22 protein-coding genes, 2 pseudogenes and 1 riboswitch are annotated in these 23,809 nt (G+C 33.1%); of the genes and pseudogenes, 5 read left to right on the forward strand and 19 right to left on the reverse strand.

Going from position 1 to position 23,809, the window contains the following annotated elements:
• Positions 1-37: 37 nt before the first annotated feature.
• From EQM05_RS10325 to EQM05_RS10355, 8 genes are all read right to left on the reverse strand, one after another.
• Positions 38-778, reverse strand: coding sequence for an amino acid ABC transporter ATP-binding protein (locus tag EQM05_RS10325; RefSeq protein WP_128749966.1), 741 nt, complete (start codon positions 776-778; stop codon positions 38-40).
• Between the two features lie 19 nt (positions 779-797).
• The gene (locus EQM05_RS10330; RefSeq protein WP_128749967.1) at positions 798-1,565 is read right to left on the reverse strand and encodes an amino acid ABC transporter permease; all 768 of its coding nucleotides are present in this window, start codon (positions 1,563-1,565) and stop codon (positions 798-800) included.
• Positions 1,566-1,621: 56 nt separating this feature from the next.
• Entirely contained in the window at positions 1,622-2,452 is an 831-nt protein-coding gene (locus EQM05_RS10335; protein WP_128749968.1) for a transporter substrate-binding domain-containing protein, read from the reverse strand.
• 101 nt (positions 2,453-2,553) lie between these two features.
• Positions 2,554-2,735: riboswitch (Lysine riboswitch) on the reverse strand.
• An 88-nt stretch (positions 2,736-2,823) separates the two neighbouring features.
• Complete coding sequence (locus tag EQM05_RS10340) at positions 2,824-3,474, reverse strand: hemolysin III family protein (RefSeq protein WP_128749969.1); 651 nt, start codon at positions 3,472-3,474, stop codon at positions 2,824-2,826.
• 21 nt (positions 3,475-3,495) lie between these two features.
• Positions 3,496-4,107 (reverse strand): DUF2284 domain-containing protein, encoded by a 612-nt coding sequence (locus EQM05_RS10345; RefSeq protein ID WP_128749970.1) that lies wholly within the window; start codon positions 4,105-4,107, stop codon positions 3,496-3,498.
• A 111-nt stretch (positions 4,108-4,218) separates the two neighbouring features.
• A complete protein-coding gene (locus EQM05_RS15790; protein WP_164917263.1) occupies positions 4,219-4,386 on the reverse strand; it encodes a hypothetical protein in 168 nt (55 codons plus the stop codon).
• A 198-nt stretch (positions 4,387-4,584) separates the two neighbouring features.
• Positions 4,585-6,192 carry a family 10 glycosylhydrolase gene (locus tag EQM05_RS10350; protein ID WP_128749971.1) on the reverse strand — a complete coding sequence of 536 codons (1,608 nt, stop codon included), beginning with the start codon at positions 6,190-6,192 and terminating at the stop codon, positions 4,585-4,587.
• Positions 6,193-6,598: 406 nt separating this feature from the next.
• Positions 6,599-7,522, reverse strand: coding sequence for a transposase (locus EQM05_RS10355; protein WP_128749972.1), 924 nt, complete (start codon positions 7,520-7,522; stop codon positions 6,599-6,601).
• Between the two features lie 354 nt (positions 7,523-7,876).
• Between EQM05_RS10355 and EQM05_RS10360 the strand changes: the two genes are divergently transcribed.
• A complete protein-coding gene (locus tag EQM05_RS10360; protein WP_128749973.1) occupies positions 7,877-8,536 on the forward strand; it encodes a phosphatase PAP2 family protein in 660 nt (219 codons plus the stop codon).
• Entirely contained in the window at positions 8,537-9,553 is a 1,017-nt protein-coding gene (locus EQM05_RS10365; protein WP_128749974.1) for a glycosyltransferase family 2 protein, read from the forward strand.
• 28 nt (positions 9,554-9,581) lie between these two features.
• Here the strand turns inward: EQM05_RS10365 and glf are convergent, their stop codons facing one another.
• Positions 9,582-10,700 (reverse strand): UDP-galactopyranose mutase, encoded by a 1,119-nt coding sequence (gene glf / locus EQM05_RS10370; protein ID WP_128749975.1) that lies wholly within the window; start codon positions 10,698-10,700, stop codon positions 9,582-9,584.
• A 223-nt stretch (positions 10,701-10,923) separates the two neighbouring features.
• On the opposite strand from glf, the gene EQM05_RS10375 reads away from it, so the two are divergent.
• Entirely contained in the window at positions 10,924-12,258 is a 1,335-nt protein-coding gene (locus EQM05_RS10375; protein ID WP_128749976.1) for an FAD-binding oxidoreductase, read from the forward strand.
• Positions 12,259-12,299: 41 nt separating this feature from the next.
• On the opposite strand, the gene EQM05_RS10380 is transcribed toward EQM05_RS10375, so the two are convergent.
• The 3 genes from EQM05_RS10380 to EQM05_RS10390 all read right to left on the reverse strand — a co-directional run bounded on the left by EQM05_RS10380 (position 12,300) and on the right by EQM05_RS10390 (position 14,755).
• A complete protein-coding gene (locus EQM05_RS10380; protein WP_128749977.1) occupies positions 12,300-13,091 on the reverse strand; it encodes a M50 family metallopeptidase in 792 nt (263 codons plus the stop codon).
• A gap of 42 nt (positions 13,092-13,133) precedes the next feature.
• On the reverse strand, positions 13,134-14,015 hold the full coding sequence (pepI, locus tag EQM05_RS10385; RefSeq protein WP_128749978.1) for a proline iminopeptidase: 882 nt from the start codon (positions 14,013-14,015) through the stop codon (positions 13,134-13,136).
• Between the two features lie 83 nt (positions 14,016-14,098).
• Positions 14,099-14,755: a Crp/Fnr family transcriptional regulator gene (locus EQM05_RS10390; protein ID WP_128749979.1), complete on the reverse strand. Its 657-nt coding sequence runs from the start codon at positions 14,753-14,755 to the stop codon at positions 14,099-14,101.
• Between the two features lie 121 nt (positions 14,756-14,876).
• Between EQM05_RS10390 and larA the strand changes: the two genes are divergently transcribed.
• Together larA and larD are read left to right on the forward strand one after the other, a co-directional pair.
• Entirely contained in the window at positions 14,877-16,160 is a 1,284-nt protein-coding gene (larA, locus tag EQM05_RS10395) for a nickel-dependent lactate racemase (RefSeq protein ID WP_128749980.1), read from the forward strand.
• A gap of 35 nt (positions 16,161-16,195) precedes the next feature.
• Positions 16,196-16,906: a D/L-lactic acid transporter LarD gene (gene larD, locus EQM05_RS10400; protein WP_128749981.1), complete on the forward strand. Its 711-nt coding sequence runs from the start codon at positions 16,196-16,198 to the stop codon at positions 16,904-16,906.
• A gap of 78 nt (positions 16,907-16,984) precedes the next feature.
• On the opposite strand, the gene EQM05_RS10405 is transcribed toward larD, so the two are convergent.
• The 7 genes and pseudogenes from EQM05_RS10405 to EQM05_RS10435 form a co-directional block, all read right to left on the reverse strand.
• Entirely contained in the window at positions 16,985-18,109 is a 1,125-nt protein-coding gene (locus EQM05_RS10405; RefSeq protein WP_128749982.1) for a radical SAM protein, read from the reverse strand.
• A gap of 135 nt (positions 18,110-18,244) precedes the next feature.
• On the reverse strand, positions 18,245-18,742 hold the full coding sequence (locus tag EQM05_RS10410) for a nucleoside-triphosphatase (RefSeq protein ID WP_128749983.1): 498 nt from the start codon (positions 18,740-18,742) through the stop codon (positions 18,245-18,247).
• Positions 18,739-19,404 (reverse strand): hypothetical protein, encoded by a 666-nt coding sequence (locus EQM05_RS10415; protein ID WP_128749984.1) that lies wholly within the window; start codon positions 19,402-19,404, stop codon positions 18,739-18,741. The genes EQM05_RS10410 and EQM05_RS10415 overlap by 4 nt, the downstream gene beginning before the upstream one ends.
• Before the next feature lie 81 nt (positions 19,405-19,485).
• Complete coding sequence (locus EQM05_RS10420; RefSeq protein ID WP_128751096.1) at positions 19,486-20,046, reverse strand: nucleotidyltransferase family protein; 561 nt, start codon at positions 20,044-20,046, stop codon at positions 19,486-19,488.
• A gap of 24 nt (positions 20,047-20,070) precedes the next feature.
• Positions 20,071-20,537, reverse strand: a pseudogene (locus EQM05_RS10425) ((2Fe-2S)-binding protein).
• Positions 20,538-21,371: an FAD binding domain-containing protein gene (locus EQM05_RS10430; protein ID WP_128749985.1), complete on the reverse strand. Its 834-nt coding sequence runs from the start codon at positions 21,369-21,371 to the stop codon at positions 20,538-20,540.
• A pseudogene (locus tag EQM05_RS10435) lies at positions 21,358-23,701 on the reverse strand (xanthine dehydrogenase family protein molybdopterin-binding subunit). Before EQM05_RS10435 ends, EQM05_RS10430 begins: the two are co-directional and overlap by 14 nt.
• Between the last annotated feature and the right edge of the window lie 108 nt (positions 23,702-23,809).

Genomic DNA, 23,809 nt, shown 5'->3' on the forward strand with positions numbered 1-23,809 from the left:
AACTTAAAATATTGAAAAATAAAGACCTAAGCTGTGCTTAGATCTTGTTTAATGTACGTTTTAGAAATTCTCTTGTACGATGCTGAGAAGGATTGTTAAAAATCTGCTCAGGTGTACCTTCTTCTGCTATAACTCCCTTATCCATAAAGACTACTCTTTGAGATACCTCTTTTGCAAAGCCCATTTCATGTGTTACTACTAACATGGTTAAGCCTGACTCAGCAAGCTCTTTCATTACCTTCAGAACTTCCCCAACCATTTCAGGATCAAGAGCTGAAGTTGGTTCATCAAACAGCATAACATCAGGTTCCATTGATAATGCCCTGGCAATAGCAACACGCTGCTTTTGTCCTCCTGACAGCTGATTTGGTTTAGCATTTATATACTGCTCCATGCCAACTACTTTCAAATATTTCATTGCAACTTTTTCAGCCTCATCTTTTGATCGTTTTAGTACTTTCATTTGTCCAACCACACAATTGTTTAAAACATCATGATTGTTAAATAAATTAAACTGCTGAAATACCATTCCCAGTTTAGTTCGATATGAATATACATCATGTTTCTGATCTAACATATTTTCTCCATTATAAATTATTTCACCACCGCTTGGCTTTTCTAAAAGATTAATACAGCGAAGAAGGGTTGATTTCCCGGATCCTGAAGATCCTATTATAGAAACTACTTCTCCTTTATTTACTGAAAAATCTATATCCTTTAAAACTTCATGATTTCCAAAGGATTTGCTTAAATGTTTTATTTCAATTACCTTTTCCATATTTGTTGCCCTCCCTCTTTTAATTATTTCCAGATCTTTTCAGCATATCCTCAGGTGTGTCAACCTGCATCTGATTAGAATACATAGTATAATTTTCGGGCCCGTCCAATTTTCTTTCAAAATGACGTAAAATTCTTGTTACAGTAAATGTCATAATAAAATAAAGAACACTGGCAATGAAAAATGATTCAAAATATCTGAAATTGTTTCCTGCAACTGATTTTGTCTCAAAATATAATTCAGTTACTGAAATTACATTAAGAACTGAAGTATCCTTTATATTTATAACAAATTCATTACCTGTAGCAGGCAGGATGTTACGCACAGCCTGAGGCAGAATAACATTTGTCATGGTCTGAAAATGGTTCATACCTATGGCCTCAGCTGCTTCAAACTGACCCTTGTCAATAGATACGATGCCACCTCGGACAATTTCTGACATATAAGCTCCTGTGTTAACTGATACTATAAGTATTGCCGCATATAATCTATTCATATCAATACCAAAAGCCATAGCAGATCCATAGAAAATTACCATGGCCTGTACTATCATAGGTGTGCCTCTGAATATTTCTATATACACAGATAAAATAACATTAATTATTTTTAAAATTACCCTCTTTATTCCTTTTTCAGGTATGGGGATAGTTCTTACCACACCTATCATTAAACCTAATATAAATCCTAAAACAGTACCAATCATTGATATAAGAAGAGTCATCCCTGCTCCACGAAGGAACATCTGCCAATCACTTGAAAGTATTTTTATTATCCAATCTAAACTCATATCTTCCTCCATTTATAAAATCAAATGCATATATAACATTGGATTTTTTAATTAAATTATTTAGCTGCCGGCTGATTTTTTATGGCAGTATCCATAATTGCCTTACGCTGTTCTTCTGATATACCTGATAATATTTTATTAATTTTAGCAGTTAAATCACTTCCCTTTGCTACACCTACTGCAATAGAAGTATCTTGGTCTGAAGTTTTAAATCCATCTTTAAATTCTATCATTTTAAAATCACTATTAGCTGTTTCTGCACTTATGCCTTCGGGACGCTCCGATACATAACCATCAATTACTCCGGATTGAAGAGCTACCCTCATAGCAGGAAAGTTATCCATTGCAGCCTGCTTATTTACTCCCTTAATCTGGTCAATTACTGAGTAATGGAATGTATTAAGCTGAGCAGTTACTTTTGCTCCCTTAAAATCCTGAATTGACGAAGCTCCATCGTATTTTCCGCCTTTTTTTACAATCATTACTAGATCTGATTTATAGTATCTATCTGAAAAATCAATTGTTTTCTTACGCTCATCTGTAGGTGACATGCCTGCCATAATTGCATCGATCTTGCCAGATGTTACAGCTGGCACAAGTCCGTCCCACTCTGTTTTTACCACAACAAGTTTTTTGCCTAAACCTGCTGCTATTTTTTTGGCAATTTCTATATCATATCCTCCTGCATACTCTGAACTTCCTTGAATTTTAACTGCACCATTTGAATCGTCATTCTGTGTCCAGTTAAAAGGTGCATATCCTGCTTCTGATCCTATTGTAAAGGTATCATCCTTTGACTGTTTGGAGCTTGTACTCTTTCCACATGCTGTGAATAAAACTGCAGCTGATAAAAAAATTGTAACAAATATTGATATTTTTTTTCTCATGATGTTGCTCCTCCTTAAATTAGTGGTTTTTTTGCAATAAAAAAAGACCTAAAGCAAGCTTTGGTCTTAATATGCAAAAAAACTAAGCCCCTTCTTTTCCCAAATGAGATAGCGCAACTCAATAAACCGGGCAGCTTATTGAGACAGTCCTGCAGCTATTAACTGCAGGCCCAGCAAATAATACTGAGAATATTATAAGCTTCGGCGACATTTCCTTCTCCCTAGTATCAATGTTTCTCAAGCTCCTCTAAGGTCTGTTAAATGTCGCTCCTCTACCCCACCTAAAAAAGTGAGGCCTTATTAAATTATGCATATAGCATATAACAATATATGACTAATGTCAACATTATTTTTAAAATTTCTTAATATTTTTAATTTAAATTTGGAATTAAATAAAGAAGAATGCAAAAGAAGTGGCAAATACTTCCTCCCATTACAAACAAGTGCCATATAGCATGATTATACGGTATATCATCTCTCATAAATATAAATGCTCCCACCGTATATAAAATGCCGCCAGCTATTAAAAGTATAACTCCAGTCATAGGCATAATCATAATTACTTTCTTAATAGCTATAACTATAAGCCATCCCATTCCTATATATATAAATGTAGAAATCTTTTCAAATTTTCCTGTAAAGAACACCTTCAAAACTATGCCTATTATTGTAAGCCCCCATTCTATCCCAAATATGGTCCATCCTAATGGTCCCCTTAAAATTGTAAGAGCAAAAGGAGTATACGTTCCAGCTATAAGAAGAAAAATTGATGCATGATCAAAAATTCTAAACAGCCTTTTCACTTTTTTCCCCGGAAGGCTGTGGTAAAGTGTGGATTCAGTATATAGGATTACAAGTGAAGCACCATATATACTATAACTTACAACATACCAAACGTCCCCATATTTAACTGCAAACACAATTAACAGTACCAATGCAGCTATGGAAAGTAATGCTCCAATTCCATGGGTAACAGCATTAGCTATTTCCTCACCTTTAGTATAAAAGTTTCCATCTTCCATTTTAAATCCTCCAACTTTATATTAAATGCTGCCTTCTTTCAGAATACTGTTCAGGTCCTTAGTTAATGAGCTGCTTCTTTCCTCAGACATGAATCCCATTATTTTTATTATCTGATCCGGCTGTTCGTCTCCAGTATACCACTGAAGTTTTTCATGAAAAAGCTTTTCAATCACATCTCCAAGCATAATGCCTAAACCAGTAAGGCAGTATACCCTTTTTTCGGGATTTTTACAACCTGAGTGAATGGTACAAGTATTGCATCCGCTGCATTTTCCTGCATTTAAAAATTTTATATTATATTTCTTATATATTTTATAGCCAAGGAAGTTCATAAAGCTATAAAGTATATTTTGAATAAGTTCTATTTTTTCCTCTGCACTGCTGGCATATGTCTGACATGTTTTTATTTTGCACATAAGCAGTATAAAATCTTTATTTTTTAAAAGATTGTCTGCTGTAGGTGAAAATGGCGGGCAACCTCCATTGGTGTTATAATTTGAGCATCCTTCCATGCACCATTTTCTTACCTGATTAATATTCAATGTTAAATCATTATAATTAAAAATATCCCATTTAACTTCTAAATCATAGCTGTTTTTTTCATATGTATGCTTTACTGTAACTGTGTTCATAATGCACCTCTAAATTTAAAATTTAATATATATATTAAGTGTAACATATAGTCTTATAATCATATATTAATATATAATTATATTTTTGGAGGTAGTTATGGATAAATTGAATTATTCAACAAATGGCTTTAGATGAGGCTGTAATCCTAAGGTTAGTAAACCTTCAGCAAATGGCATTAAAACATGGCAGCCTCCCAGCTTCATCCCAAGCAAATACAAGGCAAAAGCCCTTGGAAACACTAAAACTCCTGGTATAAACAGTATTACATCCGCATCCATTGAACACTGTTTAAAAAAATATATGTATATCTGGTTAAATAATGGTTTGGAATTTTGGTCTGTACCTTTTTTGATAAATGAAAGTTTTATTTATGCCTGGATTTGGAGCAATGCTAAATGGGAGTATTTTGCAATACCCCCGGAAAATATTGATTGTTTTATGTGCTACTAAATATATTTTTGCTGTTTATAATGATTTTAAATCATACTTCCATCACTTCGGAAATAGTACCATTTACCCTTATATAATACTTTCCCAGTTCTCATAGCACCAGAAGAAGGGTCTAGATAATACCACTTTTTATTATATAATACCCAGCCTTTACTCATTTCTCCTGAGGGCTTAAAATAATACCAGACTCCCCGGATTAATGACCATGATGTCTGCATACCCCCAGAAGCATTTAAATAATACCAATTCCCATTATATAATAACCATCCTGTTTTCATGCCCCCGGAAGCAGGATCTAGATAGTACCATGTTCCACGATCCGACAGCCATCCGATTTTCATAGCTCCAGAAGCAGTATCCAGATAGTACCAGGTTCCCATGTCTAACATCCATCCTTTATATTTTTCACCTGTATGGGTATTAAAGAGGTACCACTGATTACCTATAGAACTCCATTCATGATTATATAAGCTGTCCAATTTAGTTCTTAGTCCTAATTTATCATCTTTTATCTGGCTGAAAGAGAACAGAGAATCCCCGCTTACATTATCTAATGTTCTTATAAGTTTTATCTGATTAATTATTTCATCTGATGCGCTGAATTCTGTCCCAAGTTTATAAGCAGCTTGTCCAATTATCAAATTTACATTTGTACCTCTAACTGTTTCATTCCACCACTTTACTATTCTTTCAAAATCTGCTGCATTGTTGCCAACGCCCCAGTAAACCTGTGGAACTATATAATCAACCCAGTTATTCTTAACCCATTTAACAGAATCAGAATATGTTGCATAATAACTTTGCAGTCCATTTGTATTGCTGCCGCCTTCAGCAGGGCTGTTCTTCCATATACCAAATGGACTTATTCCAAATTTAATATTTTTATTTGAAGATTTTATTTTACTGTTTAAATCCTTAACAAATTTATTGACATTATCTCTTCTCCAGTCCTCCAGTGTCATACCATTACCATATAAATTAAATTCTTTTGAGTCATTAAATTCATATCCGGTTTTTGGATATGGGTAGAAATAATCATCTAAATGAACACCTGCTATATCATATCTATTTACTACATCCATTATTGTATCAATTACATAAGCTCTTGCTTCAGGAATTCCTGGGTTTATCATAGTATAATTAGCATAGGTGACAAGCCACTGTGGATTATCCTTCAATTTGTTACCATCAGGCAGTTTAGATAGATAATCATTTTTATCAAAAGAGGCGCTATCTGATATTCTAAATGGATTAAACCATGCATGTAGCTGTAAGTTTCTTTTCTTGCTTTCGGCTATAGCATAAGCCAGTGGATCATATCCAGGGTCCTTTCCCAGTGTACCTGTCAAATATTTTGACCAGGGCGCATAGCTTGTTGGATAAAGAGCATCTCCCATGCTTCTAACTTGAAAATATACTGTGTTGAATCCAATTCTTTGCAGCAAATCAAAATCCTCACTAAGCTCCTGCTTTGGATTTATAGTTTTGGGCCAATCAATATTATAAACAGTAGACATCCATACAGCTCTTGTTTCAGTTTGTGCAGCTGCGGCTGCATGAGCATTATAATTTGGAATACTAAATGTCAGTACTACGATAAATATGGATATAAATGCAGCAGTAATTTTTTTCATAAATAATTTCTCTCCTATCTTTAATAAGGGACGGTTAATTTTATATTATCACTAAATTTAATTTAAATCCTTACGTATTAAATAAAATTTAAGTTTATAATAAATTTTTCATTATATAATCTGCAATGAAAGTATTACATTGTGCCCAGCAAAGGAGTGTAATGTAGTATATTTTTTGCGAAGTATATAAATTTTTTTATCTTTAGCTTGTACTATATAATTTCATTTAGTAAATCGCTATTTAAGCAAGCAAAAATACTAATGCTTCTACAGTTTTTTGAGAAGCTGCATAGCTGATTTACTTTGAAATCCATTTAAATAAAAAAATGCATAACAATAAGACCTTTTATTATTATGTAAAAAAATAAAAAGTTTTTTAAAAATTTTTTAACTTGAATTACATTTTTTAAGACGTCTGCCGTAGAATAAATTTATTTACAATATCTTTATACCTATCCTCCGTTGATATTAATTCAACTCCGATAGAACAAAGCTTTGATACTCTTGACTCGGTTATATTTCCAAGGATTTCGCATATATGCTTCATTTTAAAATTACATAAACTCCTCATTAATAATACTGCTAAAGCCCTGGCAGACTTACTATTTCTGTTATTTTTAACATAAAGCATAACTTTATCTATTCCTGTTTCTTGTGATATGAATTCTAATATCTTCTCATGATCAAAATTTCTTACTAATATTTTTCTTTCACTTCTATACTCAGTTTTTTCATCTTCAAATTCTATTTCCTTCTTTAATTTCTTTTTATCACACATGTATACAAGCTTGAGATAGTTTTCCCTTGCTTTATTTACATTTAATCCCAGCATTTGCATTATGTATGCTTCACCTAAAAGACCTGTTTTATCTTCTTCAAGTCCTAAATATACTCTTAAGCTTGAATATTTATATTTTTCAGGGCATGTTTCATAACCCTTTATTTTCAGTGGATTATTGTGAATATAAGCTGATAAAGTTATTAAGTACCTGTCTGTGTCTACTATTTTGCTCTTGAACCTATCCTGAAACACATAACCATGTCTATCATGAATCCGATTGAATGTTACTGCATATTTAAAATTTAACCCATGCATTATTTTAGATATGTCCGCCCCATTAGAATCTATTATAAAATGAGCATGGTTGCTCATCATACAATATGCATAAACCTTAAATCCATATATTATTTGGTAATTTTTCATCTGATTCAAATATTTTTCCTTGTCATCATCTTTCTTAAACAATGGGACCTCTGTTATACTCCTCACCATCACGTGATATATTGCATCTTCAAATTTTATTCTTTCAGTTCTCGGCAAGAAAAGCACCTCACTTACTGTTAATTTTTACTACCTTAATAGTATTGACTTTAAGTGAGGCACTTATACTCACTTATACTCACGAATTCCAAAAGCTGGTTAGCTATTAACTACCCCCCTCTAATTCTAAAAGTTAATTAATTGTTAACTGTCCCCTTTCACCTTCAGTTCAGGGTTAAAAGTTGGAAGTTGAAAGTTAGTTGATTGTTAAACGTCCCCTTCAAAAATCAGAAGCTAATCAATTGTTAACCGTCCCTTTAAAAGTCGGCAAGTTGTTAACCGTCCCTATTGACTTAATCTATAGTTAAATATTATACTTAACTGAGTTACACCTTTAATTTAAGAAGGAGCTATAAGGTAATAATGAAAATAGTAAATAAAATATACAATTATATTCCAAAATATGCTGTTAAGCCTTTAATTTTATGTGTGGTTTTTAATTTCACAGCATACTCAGGGGTACGGTTATTTTACAAAAACAGGGTCTTTCATGATTTAACTACTGCTTTGGATAATAGAATTCCTGTTATTCCAGCATTTACATTAATCTATTTTGGAAGTTATATTTTTTGGATTGTTAACTATATATTAATATGCAGAATAAATGAAGAACGATGTTATCGCTTTATAACTGCAGATATAATGGGAAAGCTCATATGCTTTATAATATATGTTACCTTCCCAACAACTAATGTAAGACCTTATATTGCTTCATCTGATATTTTTGCAAATATGCTTAAATTTTTATATACTATAGATGCGGCAAATAATCTTTTCCCATCCATTCATTGTTTGGTAAGCTGGTATTGTTTTGCTGGTTTAAGAAATTGTAAAACAATTCCTGCATGGTATCGATATTTGTCTTTGTTTATAGCAGTAATAATATGCATTTCAACTTTGACAACAAAGCAGCATGTTATAGCAGACGTTATAGGAGGAGTTTTACTTGCGGAAATAACGTGGCAGGTATCTTTGCATGCACAACTTTATAAAACAATAAAATCTATAAATCAGGAGGCATAAATGAAAGTTCTAACTGTAGCAATACCTTGCTACAATTCAGCAGCATATATGGATAAAGCAATAGAATCGCTGCTAATTGGAAGTGAGGATATAGAAATTTTAATCGTAGACGATGGTTCCAGTGATAATACTTCAATAATAGCAGACCAGTATGAGAAAAAGTATCCTAATATTATACACGCAATACACAAGGAAAATGGCGGACATGGTGACGCAGTAAATACAGGACTTAAATATGCAAATGGCATATATTTTAAAGTTTTGGACAGCGATGACTGGTTTGATAAAGACAGTCTGGTAAAGGTACTTGAAATATTAAATGACATGATTAATAATTCCAAATCCTTAGACATGCTAATAACAAATTATGTATATGAAAATGTACATATACATAAATCTAAAAGCATTAATTATAAAAGTGCAATGCCCCAGAATAAAATTTTCACATGGGATGATTTAGGATATCTTAAAAGCAGCCAGAATATATTGATGCATTCGGTTATTTATCGTACAGAAGTGCTTAAAAAATGCGATTTAGAACTTCCTAAACATACATTTTATGTGGATAACATCTTTGTGTATAAACCACTGCCATATGTAAACACAATGTATTATGCAGATTTGGACTTATATAGATATTTTATTGGAAGAGAAGATCAGTCAGTTAATGAAAAAGTAATGATAAAACGTATTGATCAGCAGATTAAGATAACAAAAATAATGATTGACTGTTATGATCCAATGCTTATAAAATGTAAGAAACTGCAAAAATATATGATAAAATATCTTGTTATGATGATGACAGTAAGCACAGTGCTTTTGTTAAAGGATAATACAGAGGAAAGTTTAAAAAAGAAGGAAGGACTTTGGAATTATCTAAATTCCAGAAATGAGAAATTGTATGATGAAGTTAATAAATCCTTTTTAGGATTAGCTGTTCAATTTAAAGGCTCATTAGGAAGAAAAATCATATTACTTGGCTATTCAGCATCAAGAAGAATATTTGGATTTAATTAATATTATAATTAAGAAACTGAAGGTTCGATTAGTCAGCCTTCAGTTCTTTTTCCGCGCACATAAGTGCTTCTGCTACAACATTATGCATATCAAGATATCTATACATTCCAAGACGTCCGCCGAATATTACTTTATTCTCTTTATCTGCTAATTCCTTATATTTTGCATATAATTTATTATTCTTTTCATCATTCATTGGATAATAAGGTTCATCTCCATGGCTCCATGCAATTGGATATTCCCTTGTAATTACCGTCTTTGGATTAACCTTACCATTTTGGCATCCAAACTCAAAATGTTTATGCTCGATAATTCTCGTATATGGCACCTCATATTCAGTATAATTAACTACTGCATTGCCTTGATAATTTTCACAGTCCAGAACTTCTGTTTCAAAACCAAGTGAACGATATTCAAGTGTACCAAAGCAATAGTTATAGTATTCATCAATCATTCCTGTAAAAACAATTTTATCAGCAGAAGCTGTGAGCTCATCATAATGCTCAAAAAAATCTGTTTCCAGGCGCACATCTATGCCATTAAGCATTTTCTCAATTATTCCTGTGTAACCTCCAATAGGTATCCCCTGATATTTATCATTAAAATAGTTGTTATCATAAGTAAAACGAACAGGAAGTCTTTTTATAATAAAACTTGGGAGTTCTTTTGCACTTCGTCCCCACTGTTTCTCTGTATAACCTTTTATAAGCTTCTCGTATATATCCTTTCCTACTAAACTTATGGCCTGCTCTTCAAGATTTTTAGGATTAGTAATACCAGCTTCCTTAATCTGCTGCTGAATCTTAGCCTTTGCTTCTGAGGGAGTAATTACTCCCCACATATTATTAAATGTATTCATATTAAAAGGCAGATTATATACTTCAGATTTATACCTTGCAATGGGTGAATTGGTATATCTATTAAATTCAGCAAACTTATTCATATAATCCCATACCTTCTTGTTGCTGGTATGGAAAATATGTGCTCCATACTTATGTACCTGAATTCCTTCTACCTGTTCAGTATATATATTTCCTCCAATATGTGATCGTTTGTCTATTACAAGACATTTCTTACCTCTTTTATTAGCCTCATATGCAAATATGGATCCAAACAAACCTGATCCAACAATTAGATAATCGTACATTTCTTACCTCCTTTTAAAGCTGCGTTGTTTATCTTTTGAACTATCATGTCTAGTATATCATGAGTAAGCTTTATATGGCAAAAGATTATATTTCTTATTTAATAGCGTTTCTTAAGTTTTTCTTAAGTATATGGCAATTACATTGAATAAAGTAATGTCGGATAGTATACTGATAATTGAAATTATTAATTAATATTTATTATTTTTGAAAGAAGTGTTATTAATGAAACGAAAACGTTACTTGTGGATTTTATTCTACGCATTTGCAGTATTACTGCCGTCAATATTCTATATTTCTGATGCTATAAATAAACAATTAGGCTTTTTATTAATTTTAGCTGGATTCTTTGGAACAACAGCATATTCGCTTTTTGCATTCCAGTTCTTTCTCACATCCAGGCCTAAAATAATAGACAAGCAATTTGGTTTGGATAGGATTTATAGATTTCATATGTTTATTGCTGTTGCAGCATTAGTATTTGCCTTTACGCATAAAATGATAAAAGGCATATATTTTTCGGAATCTTTCCAAACCCAGCTTGGTGATGCTGCCCTTACCATTTTTATTGTCATAAGTATATTTAGTGTACTAATGATGGTTAACAAACTGTTTTTCAAAGTAAAAATTGTAGATATTCTTAGAAAGTTTTTAAATAATACTTTGAAAATAAAACATCAGTATAAGGTTCTGATACACAATATTTTCCTTATAGCTTTGGTAGTTCTGCTATTTCATATTTTATTAGCTTCTTCGGTAAAAACAAACCTGCCATTAGAAATTACTTTGATTACTTATTTTATAGTACCGCTTATTTCATACTTTAATCACAAAATAATCAAGGTACATTTTAATAAAAGCAAAAAATATACTGTATCTGAAATTATTAATGAGTCAGAAAATATTACTACAATAAAATTTAAGCCAAAGTACGGCAAAGTATTTCAGTACATGCCTGGACAATTTATGTATCTAAGGCTTTACAATCCGGATATTCCAAGGGATGAGCATCCCTTTACTATTTCCTCAAGTCCATGGCACACTGATTATGTTTCTGTAACTGTAAAGCAGTTAGGTGATTTTACAAACAGCTTAAATAAGTTAAAAGTCGGGGATGATTCATATATTGATGGGCCCTTTGGCAAATTCTCATACTTAAAAAGACCTGATCATAAAAAAATATGTTTTATAGCAGGTGGAATAGGAATCACTCCATTCCTTGGAATGTTAAGATATATGAATTCAACTGATAATGGCAAAGATGTGATATTGCTCTGGGGTGCCCGTGACCTGTCCGAAGTTATATGTAAAAAAGAACTGGATGGTTATGCATCAAAGTTTGAAAACTTTAAGTTTGTCCCTGTTATTTCAGGTGATAAATCCTATAATGGTGAGAAAGGCTATATAGATGCCAATTTAATAAAAAAATATACAGCTGATCCTCTTGATTATGATTTTTACCTATGCGGCCCTCCAGTTATGATGGAAATGATGATAAAGAATCTTAAAAGTTTAGGCGTACCAAAGGATAATGTGTATTTTGAAAGATTTGCAATATAGTTTTTAATGGGGTGCAGCGAATTTACTGCCCCCCATTAAATTTAAAAAGCTGAAATCACACTTATCAGGAATGTTACTGTGGAAAGTACCAAAGCTATTATGAGAATTGATGTTATCAAAATATTATATTTTATTAAATCAATAGATAATATATACTTTGATAAATTCAAAGCATTCAATATAAATAAAATTAAAAATATAATAAGCAGTCCTCTGCTGGCTCCTTTTATGTCGGCATAGCTTAAAGATATATGAGATGAAATACATATAGCTGTAAATAAAAAAATATAAAAGGCAGGATTTTCAAAGTTTTTCAATGAAAAGATAACTTTTATCAATCCTAAATAAGAATTCATTATCATTTCAATTGTACTTTTATTTATCACTGTAATATTCAGGCTATTAAATAATATGTTAATAAATCCGTTATATGCTTTTGGTATTATACCCTTCATTAAAGCTATTATTGAAACTGCTCCTCCAAATATAGGTGCTATACCTATAAAAAAGTTTCCTGCCTGTTGATACAAACTATCCTTGTTATATGTGTGCTGCACATATCCCATTACTCCATTTACATCTGGCTTTTGAAATAATTTTATTCCTACAATCTTATGTCCAAATAGAATGGCAATCACAGCATGACTCAGTTCATGTATTGGAACGCCAATAAATCCTGTTACCATTAGGGCTTTAGTTCCAAAACCCCTTTGAAAATTTCTTATAGAATTATTTCTTAATACTCCAAGGAGTAATCCAAACAGGACAATCACTCCTATAAGATACACTGTTTCTAAACAAGTTCTAATTAAAAGTTCAATTATAAATGTCATTATGTCTTTTTACCCTCCGTTGATGTCTGTCTTATTAAAATTTTAGTCGTTTTTATTCAGCCATTTATTAAGAACCTTTATATATTTATCATTCTCTTCTACAAATGCCATATGGCGGCTGAACTCAAATAATTCCCATTCAGAATTTGGAATCCTGTCATACATTGTTTTTGCAATAAGCGGTGAACAAAGATCAAGCAATCCGCTTGTTATCAAACAAGGTTCCTTAATATTTTTAAGCTCTTCTGTAAAATCAAAGTTCTTTAATGTACCAGATGGACTGAATTCATTCTGACCCCATGCAGTTAAATATGCCTCTGTTCCGGAAACCTTTGGACGTCTTATACATTCTGGTGAATCATCTGTTACTGGGCCTGCACAGTGACGAAGCATAAACTCTTCTTCTGCCTTCTGATATTCTTCAGATGAATAATCCCCTGTTTTTTCTGCTTTCGCAATGGCATCCTGCATTTCCTTTGGAAGATATGTAACTCTTCTACGCTGCTCTTTTTCCCATAATGCAGCAGATGGCAAAGTGCTGGACAAGATATAGCTTTTAATTCCCTTAGGTTTGTATTGACATGCATACTGAATTGCCTGCATGCCTCCCCAGGATTGTCCAAGCAGATGAATTTGGTCTAAGCTCAAATACTTTCGCAACTGGATTAATTCTTCAATCCATGTTTCAGCACGCCACAAATCAGGCCTTGAAGGTGTGGCTGATAATCCACATCCTAATTGATCATACATAATAACTGCTCGTCCATCTTCCGCAACCTTATCAAGTACCTCAAAATAATTATGTGTAGAGCCTGGTCCTCCATGTAATAAAACCAGTGGTTTCTTATTTGATGTGCATTCACCTACTATTCTGTAGTATGTTTTATATCCTAAGTATGGCATATATCCTTCAGTAATTTTCATAACAATCCCCTCCTTTATTAATGAACCCTATATCAATGTTATACCATAATTCTGCGCCTATTTAAATATAATTTTTAGCTTCATCAACACAGTACAAATTCATATAAATACTGAACATCTAATATATATATCCTCTGATTTACAATATCAATTATCTTCTCTTCCCTTAATTCATGTAGAATTCTATTAACACTGCTCCTGGTTGAAATTCCGCAGAAAGCTGCAATATCTTCATTAGTAATTGGAAAATCAATTATATATCCTGCTTCTCCTTTTCTCCCGAACTTACTGATTAAATTATATAAAAATGCACAAACTGCACCCTTTTTACTATTCATAGTTATAATCTGATGATTATGTATGCTTTCTGACAATTTTAATCTATAATATTCCTTAACATAATTCTGTAATTCTACATTATTATTTACAAACTTCCAAAATTCAACCCTGGGAATTTTATAAAAAACTGCTTCTTCAGATTCAACTCTCACATTAAATGGAGATGACGTATAATTACTTACTTCATCCCTCAGTAAAGATATAATATCTGGAACGCATATATAAGAAATATTAAATTCACGTCCATTCTTTAAAATAATACTTGTTTTTATTATTCCCTCTTTTAAAACATAAGTATATTTTTGCTCCAGTCCATAATAAGTCAAATACATGTGATATTTTTTAGTAACGGTTGGTATATTATTTTTTTCTAAAAAATCAACTAAAAAGTTTGAATCCACGATTTCCTCCGGTTTATCAACAGTATTTGATGTTATTAAATGTTAACATCAAATTATATTTTATCATATGATAATTTAATTTACACTAAGTAATATTAAACAAGGGAGGAATATATATATTATGTTAAAATTTAAATTACCATACGATTCCAAAACAATAGATGTTGAACTGGAAGAAAAAAACTTTGCAGGCATTCTGGAATCAAAACAAGGAACTTATGAATGTAAAGAAGGAGAAAGTGAAATTGTTGAAAGGTCATTAGATAATGTAATAGGGGGACATTCCTTAGAAGAATTAGCTAAGGGCAGAAAAAACATTGTAATCATTAGCAGTGATCATACAAGACCGGTTCCTTCTCGCATTATTACACCTATTTTATTAAGGAGAATCCGAAGTGTATCTCCTGATGCGCGTATTCGTATTTTAGTTGCTACAGGTTTTCACAGACCAAGTACAAAAGATGAATTAATAGCAAAGTATGGAGATGAAATTGTTAATAATGAAGAAATAGTAATGCATGTTTCTACAGATGATTCCTCCATGAAAAAAATCGGTATACTGCCAAGCGGCGGCGAATGCATTATTAATAAGATTGCCGCTGAAGCCGATTTACTTTTAGCTGAAGGATTTATAGAAGCACACTTTTTTGCAGGATTTTCTGGAGGCAGGAAATCAGTATTACCTGGTGTAGCCTCATATAAAACAATAATGGCAAATCACAGCGGAGAATTTATTAATGATAAAAACTCCCGTGCTGGAAACCTATGTCACAATTTAGTTCATGAAGATATGGTCTATGCCGCAAAAGCTGCAAAATTAGCTTTTATTATTAACGTAGTATTAAATGGTGATCACAAAATTATAGGATCCTTTGCCGGCCACCTGGAAAAAGCTCATTCAGCAGGCTGCAAATTTGTAAATAGTCTGGCTGGAGTAAATAAAGTTTCATGTGATATAGCTATTTCTACAAATGGAGGATATCCTCTTGATCAGAATATTTACCAGGCAGTTAAGGGAATGACTGCTGCAGAAGCAACTTTAAATGAAAATGGAGTAATCATTATGGTTGCAGGATGCAGAGATGGTCACGGCGGGCAGGCTTTTTATGATAACATAGCTAATGTAAAAGATCCAAAGGAATTTTTAGATTTAGCAGTTAAAACCCCAAGATTGAAAACTTTACCTGAACAGTGGACATCACAGATATTAGCCAGAATTTTAGTTCATCATAAGGTTATTATGGTTTCTGATTTGCTGGATCCATCATTAGCTGCCAATTTACATATGGAAATTGCAAAGACTATAGATGAAGCATTAAAGCGTGCATTTGAATTAAAGGGCACAAACGCAAAAGTAGCAGTAATACCTGATGGACTAAGTGTTATTGTTAACTCAAAAAACTAGGATAATTTATTTTAAAACAAAAGGAGAGAATAAACATGTTTCAACATTTAACTGCTGAATTTTTAGGCACTGCCCTTATGATTATATTTGGTGTAGGTGTACATTGTGATGAAGTATTAAAGAACACTAAATACCGTGGAAGTGGACATTTATTTGCCATTACAACATGGGCATTTGGAATTACAATCAGCTTATTTGTTTTTGGAGGTGTATGCATTAATCCAGCTATGGCTTTAGCTCAAAGTATGCTTGGAATGATTCCCTGGTCTTACTTTGTTCCTTATTGCATTGCAGAATTTTTGGGTGCCCTTGCTGGTGCATTAATTGTATATGTAATGTATGCTGACCATTTTAAAGCCAGTGAAGATGAAGTTGATCCAATTGCTGTTAGAAATATTTTTTCAACCAATCCAATTATCAGAAACTTCCCCAGGAACTTTTTTGTAGAAATGTTTGCAACCTTTATATTCATAACTTCTATTTTAGCAATTGCAATAAAAAATGAAAGTATGTTACCAATAGGAGTTGGCCTTTTAGTGTGGGCAATAGGTATGGCTCTAGGCGGCCCTACAGGCTTTGCTATGAATCAGGCTCGTGACCTGGGCCCAAGACTGGCATTTCAGATATTACCAATAAAAAATAAAGCAGATAATGACTGGCAGTATGGACTATTAATACCTGGTATAGCACCTTTCGTTGGTGCAGCTTTAGCAGCAGCATTCGTACATTTTTATTTTGGTATTTAAATTAAAAAAAATCAAAAGACTATGAAATGCAGCTTTTCATAGTCTTTTTCATATATTTCATATTAATGACAATACTATTTAATAAATCAGCTCCCCTGGTTTATAACCCTCAGGCAATTCTTCCTCACTTAAAAATTTGAAATTGTCATCTCGGAGTATTGGTAAAAATGCTTCGTATGGAATCCTTGTGAACTCACAGGCATAACTGCTGGCTCCAAACCATTTACCCTCTTTGCTGCTCAAATTTAAATCTCTTGCAAACTTTGTATAGTTTGAACAATCATGAACTACTAAATCCCATTTTTCTTCATCAGCTATTTTCATGAATTTCAAAGTTAATTCCCTGCTCCAGATTGGAGATATATAGCCATGCCTTGCAATGTACATATCTTCTCCATAATAATTATCTATGTTATTCTCATTTAAATGTAATTCCGCACAATTTATAAAATCAAGTTTTGTATCTAATATTGTTTGTTTCTTCTTAAAAAAAGCTTCAAAAAATTCAGGTGTCATTGGAGTTTCAATACCTACATTTTTAATATATTTTTTTGCTATTCCAATATTTTCAATAACTTTATCTGAACAATTAGAAGCACCCATGTTGAAACGTATCTCATCAAGACCTGCTTCACCTAATGCCTTTAATGTGTCTTCCTTAGCTAAAATCCCATTTGTATATAAATGCTGATGAACTCCTGCATCACTAAATTTCTTTATTACTGAATAGTATTTTTCAATTTCCATAAATGGCTCTAAATAAACGTAGCAGATGCCGGTGGGTTTATCATGGATGGAAAGGAGTAAATCAATATCCTTCTCATAAAACTTTGTGCCTCCAATTTCCCACATACCTTCGCCAATTGGAGGAATATCATCCATCTCTCCATAATCATAACAAAACTTACACTGCGCGTTACATTTATTGGTTTTTCTAATTGCGCCCAAACCAGTACCAAGCAGACAAGAGCAGCATCCTTTTGGGAATTTGCTTTCATTTCCCACAAAAAAAGTTCTATTCTTTAAAGTTTTCAAGTCTTTAATTTCAGACATCAACTTATCATTTCTATAATCAATAGCCGCCTCAATTTGTGCAAAGGTTGAATAAATGATTTCCTGCTGTTTTACCATAAGTTCCTGATCCTCTGGCAGCATGGAAAAGAATTCAAACCATTTAAGTGCATCTTTTTTTGAAATTTTCACAACGTGTCCTCCTTTAATTAATCCTTAGTGTAATCGTCGAACCCAATTATATCATTTTTATTTATATATAATCAACAGATAGATCAGTTGCTTTAACAGCTCTTTTTTGTATGATACACATAAGTAAAAATTCCCTCAGACATCAGTCTGGGGGAACATATTATTAACATTAATTATTTTATAATTTGTAATATTATATTTTTTGATTACAGCTTCAACACAGCTCTCCCTAATTACTACATAGATTTCTTTATTAGCTTCCAGACAGCATTTAAACAGCCTATGAAACCCCTTTTCCTGAAGTTCTAAAGGTCCTATTTCATCTATATAAACAGGCTCTATTCCTGATTTTAAAATAGAATTTATTGTATTTTCAGCATATTCTGCTCCCCCTTTTGAAAAGCAGTATGTTCCATAGCAAAGACACTGCTGAAAGTTTTGAGGCCTAGTCCCATGGCATGCCCACAGCTTACTTTTCCTGCTGGAAAGTATAACAATTTCCTGTCCTGCATAATGTCCATGAGAATATAACTTTCTATTATAAAATCCATCGCCTTTTCCAAGTCTGTTATAAATCTTAATAAGTTCAGTTGTCTTTCCTGAATTGACTCTTCCAGTAATAATGTTTATCATATGAGTAATTGCAGTGTTACTGCAAGAATAAGGGTCATAAATGATGCAATAGGTTTTATTCTAATTGATTCCATGCCTTTTTGCATAGATTCTTTTTCAAATTTGTGCTTAAACACTACATATAGCATTATAATAGCAATATTAGCTGCACTTTCTATAAACATAAAATGTATAAATGGATTTAATCCTCTTAAAGGAGAAATTGCTAAAAATGATTTGGGTGCTAAAAATAAGTAACCAGCATATAGTACCCTCCAAAAGAAATTCATTACTATAACTGCTGCTATTCCTATTTCCCTGTGCTTTTTTTCTACTATTTTATACACAGCAAATACTGCTGCTGCCTCCAATATTATAGAAACTGAAGGATTGATTACTTTATCTACTCTTGTCTCAATAAATAAATCTGCTAATTTTATTACTGAAGTGATAAGTGCTCCATATAATATATACTGTGCTTTTTTTACCTGCCTGTATATTTTATCCATAAAATAAAAAGCTATAGGAAACCATATACACCAGCCAAATTTAAAATTTATTTTGTGCAGCAGATACCCCAGAGTAGCTTCCGTAATTCCCCATATTGATCCCCAAAATATTGCAGTGCTTATGTTCATTAGAAAATCATTTGAGTTACTACATGACTTTATTTTCTCAGTCATTTTGTTTCCCCCATCAAAATATTTCATACTTTATATTATATTGATGAAAGCCATAATATATGCCTCCCGGGGGCCCATAAATTAAAATTTTTTCATAATTTCCCTATAATCCTCATGAGTATCTATGTCTAGTAATATGCCTTCATCTTCTGTGCATATATTAGAAAAGCCATGCTCATTTATAAATTCCCTCATGCTGGAATATCCTCCTGATATGATTTTATTAATAAGACAGCTTTTTATAAGCACAGGATGACCATTAATGTTTTTATAAGATGGCACTACTATGTCATTGTCAATTGATAGCAGCTTCAAGTAAGTTTCTTTTTTTATTATGGGATAATCTCCAGGAGTTATTATGAATTTATCCTGCTGTACCTTAAGTATTCCTTTTTTTATAGAACTGAACATACCTTCAGTATAATTCTCATTAAAAATCAGTTTCACTTTTCCATATGGTTTTAATGTGTGACAAAGCACATCATAATTATGCCCTCCAACAACAATTATGCTGGAGCACATATCATACATAGGCTCTATACATCTTTCTATAACTGTTTTCCCCAAAATATCCAAAGTCAATTTATATCTTCCAAATCTTGAAGATAGCCCGGCTGCCAATACAACACCGTCAATACCCATAATATCAATCCTTTTCAAGCATATTTATTTACCTTTTAGAACTGCTTTCACTGCATCCCCTATTTCCTCATAACCAGTGCACCTGCAGATGTTGGACTGAAGCCATTGTTCTATTACATGGTCGTTTGCATCAGGATGTATATTAGCCAGAGCATGACAAACCATTAAAAATCCTGATGTGCAGTATCCGCATTGAAATCCCCAATTTTCTACAAATGCCTTTTGTATTGGAGCATTTTCCAATCCTTCTACAGTTAATATTTTCTTTCCTATGGCCTCAACTGTAAGCATTAAACATGACTTTACAGGCCATCCATCTATAAGAATGGTGCATGAGCCGCAGTCTCCATTTTCACAGCCTGGTTTGCACCTGTAATTCCAAGTTCATTTCGGAGAGTATATAATAGAATATCCGAGGGTTTTGCAGCAATCTCCCTATCCTCTCCATTAATATTTAATGTAATTATTGATTTATCAAGAATCTTTAGCATTTATTTTCCCTCCAGTTTTGATAAAACTTCCATAAGCATTTTTTGCAGCATAAATTTTCTATACTCAGCTGATCCGGTTAAATCATTTAGTACCAAGTCTGGTATACTATTTATTGCATTGTCAACCCTGATATTATCTGGAAGACTAGTATCATTTAAATAGTCTTCAATTAATAAAGACCTGAAGGGATAGCTGCAGACTCCGCTAAAAGCTATATTTATTCTATTATTATCTTTAAGTGCAGCAAGAGTAATAAGAGGGTAATCAATTTTATCGCTTTTAGTTCTTTTTGAATGCACATACGGAAGAGAGAGAAAATGGCTGTCTATGGCTGCATTTACTATAAGATCTCCGCTATTTAGTTTTATTCTTTTTTCGAATATATCCATTAGGGGTACCTGTTTTAAGCCATTTAAGCTTGCTATAGTCACTTCACTGTCGGCTATTAAAAGGGGCAGTACAGATTCACGGTATATAATTGTACCTGCAATGTTTCCACCTAGTGTAATTTTGTCCTGTATGGTATGATCAGCTATTCTCTGCACTGTCAATGCAAGTACAGGAAATAAATCTGCCTCAGCAATTTGTGTAAGGGTAACAGCTGAACCAATAATAAGTTTATTGTGCTTTAACTGATGGACATTACATTCTGGAATCCCCTTTATATCAATTACAGCCTCAGTATATACATTAAATGCTCTTGCCATACTTATAATCTCAGTTCCACCCCCATAATACAAAGGCTTTTTACCTTCACTATTTAAGTCAGAGTAAATTTGAACTGCTTCTTCAATTGTTTCAGGTTTGTAATATTCAAAATCAAAAGGTATCATATTTTCCTCCAGTTTTAGCCCTCCAGATAACTTCAGGTGTAATAGGCAGTGAATCAAATTCATAATCAGCAGCACGTGATATAGCATTTGCAAATGCAGCAGGAATTGCTATTATACCATGTTCTGCAAATCCACGTGCTCCAAATGGCGCATCTACCTGTGGCATTTCAATAAAATCAATTATATATTCGGGATTCTCGCCAAACCTCATTGGCTTATAAGTGCGTAGTGAAGTGGTTTGTAACCTGCCACCGTCATCATATTCAAATGCTTCCCTGGTAGCTATTCCAAAACCCATATTTATTCCTCCCATTACTAATCCTCTTGAAGTCTTTGGATTAATAACTTTGCCTGCATCTATAACAGTAACTGCCTTTAAAAGTCTGTATGTGTAATCTATAGGATTATATTCAATTTCAACAGCCTGAGCACCTACAGTCCATGCCGGACCGGGTTTCCCTTTTCCAGTAGCTTTATCAATATCAGTAATATGGCTCATTATAAAACTTCCACGGCCAAGTATCTGCCCTTCAACAGCCAGTCCATTAGGCTCTGTATGACCTCTGACTAAATCCTTAAATGAAACATATATTTCAGGGTCCTGCTTTAAATACACTTTTTCTTCAGCAATGTCCAGATCTTCAGGAGGAGTTTTCATTATGTCAGCAGCTGCACTTTTAAGCTGTTTTATGAGATCCTCCGCAGCTCTGATAACTGCCCTCCCCGCCATAAAAGTTGTCATGCTTGCAACAGTTTTCCAGTGTTCAGGTGAAACCTGGGTATTTACTCCCATCATAACATGAATCCTGCTTACATCCATTTTCAATTTTTCAGCAAGTATCTGAGCCAGAGTAGTCTTTATGCCGGGACCTATTTCAACTGCACCAGAATTAATATTTATACTTCCATCTGAATTACAGGAAAGAAAAACACCGGAAACAGCATTCACAGGTGAATCAGAAGTTTTCCAAAGACATCCTATTCCTTTTGCCTTAATCATTCCTTCTTCTGTTTTCATTACCTGCCACTTATCCCATTCTGATAATTCCTTTAATTTTGTAAGGCAGTCTGTCAAACTTCCTGTATTGCTAATTGTTGTTTTTACCTGGGTTGGAGTATACTCGCCAGGCTTTATAGCATTTCTTATTCTTAATTCTAAAGCATCAATACCTAGCTTTGCAGCTAATTTGTCAATGATCCTTTCCATGCAGAATGTGCATTCAGAATGACCAAAACCACGATAGGATGTTACATATGTGTGGTTAGTATATATACTTACTGAGTCACACCATATATTTTCAATATTATATGGCCCTGAACAATCTACTGCAATAGCTTTGGCTATACGCGGACCAATATCTGTATATGCCCCGCTGTCAACCATATATCTGGCTTCAAACTTTTATAATTCCATCTTTTGTGGCACCTATTTTTAAATCTGCCTTCAGTCCTATTTTACAAGGTGAAGTTCTAATATCATCTTCTCTTGAATTTGCTATTCTCACCAATTTACCATTAACGGCTTTTGAAGCAAGGTATGCAATGGCTTCCAGCTGCACAGGTGCTTTGCCTCCAAATCCCCCGCCCACAAATGGTACCTTGACAATTATGTTTCCTTCCGGTATGTTATAATACTTGCTTAAAAGCTTTCTAACGGAATAGGGCGCCTGTGTGGAAGTATATATCATTACCCTTCCATCAGGCAGAATTTGTGCTCTCACATTTCGGGTTTCCATGGCAATATGATCCGTCTGTGGAAGAGAAAACTCTGAATATAATATAACTTCACTTTCTTCCCACGCTTTTATTACATCACCTTTTCTTATTTTCACACGGTCTGAAATATTAGTGTTTACTTCAGGATAAACGTCCTGAACTGCATGTTTGTACTGCCCCAGGTTTTCATGTATAACAACAGCATTTGGTTTTATAGCATCATCTATTGTGTTAACCACAGGCAAAGGATCATATGAAACCTTTATAAGTTTTAATGCTTTCATTGCCTCCTGTTCGCTATTTGCAACAACTACCGCAACAGGTTCACCATAATATCGTACTTTGTCTTTTGCTATTGGCGGTCTGTCTTCTAATACTGTCCCGCACAGCACAGGTGAATAATCTCCGGTTATTACTGCTTTAACACCTTTTGACTTCACAGCTTCAGATACATCAATTGAATTAATCTTTGCATGGGCATAAGGACTTGTAAGTATCTTACCATGTAACATACCAGGAATTATTTCATCATCAGTATATCTTGCTGTTCCGGTAACCTTGTCAAAAGCTTCTTTTCTTGGCACACTTATTCCAATTCCATCTATATTGCTCAAATATTATGCCACCTTCCTCAGATATTTATTTACATGAATAGGTTTATCTTTTCCATTTTGCTGCTTTTTTATTCCAATATTTTTCCCTAATTTACTTTACAATAAAAA

The organism is Clostridium sp. JN-9, from assembly GCF_004103695.1.
In the GTDB taxonomy this organism is placed as follows: Bacteria; Bacillota; Clostridia; order Clostridiales; family Clostridiaceae; genus JN-9.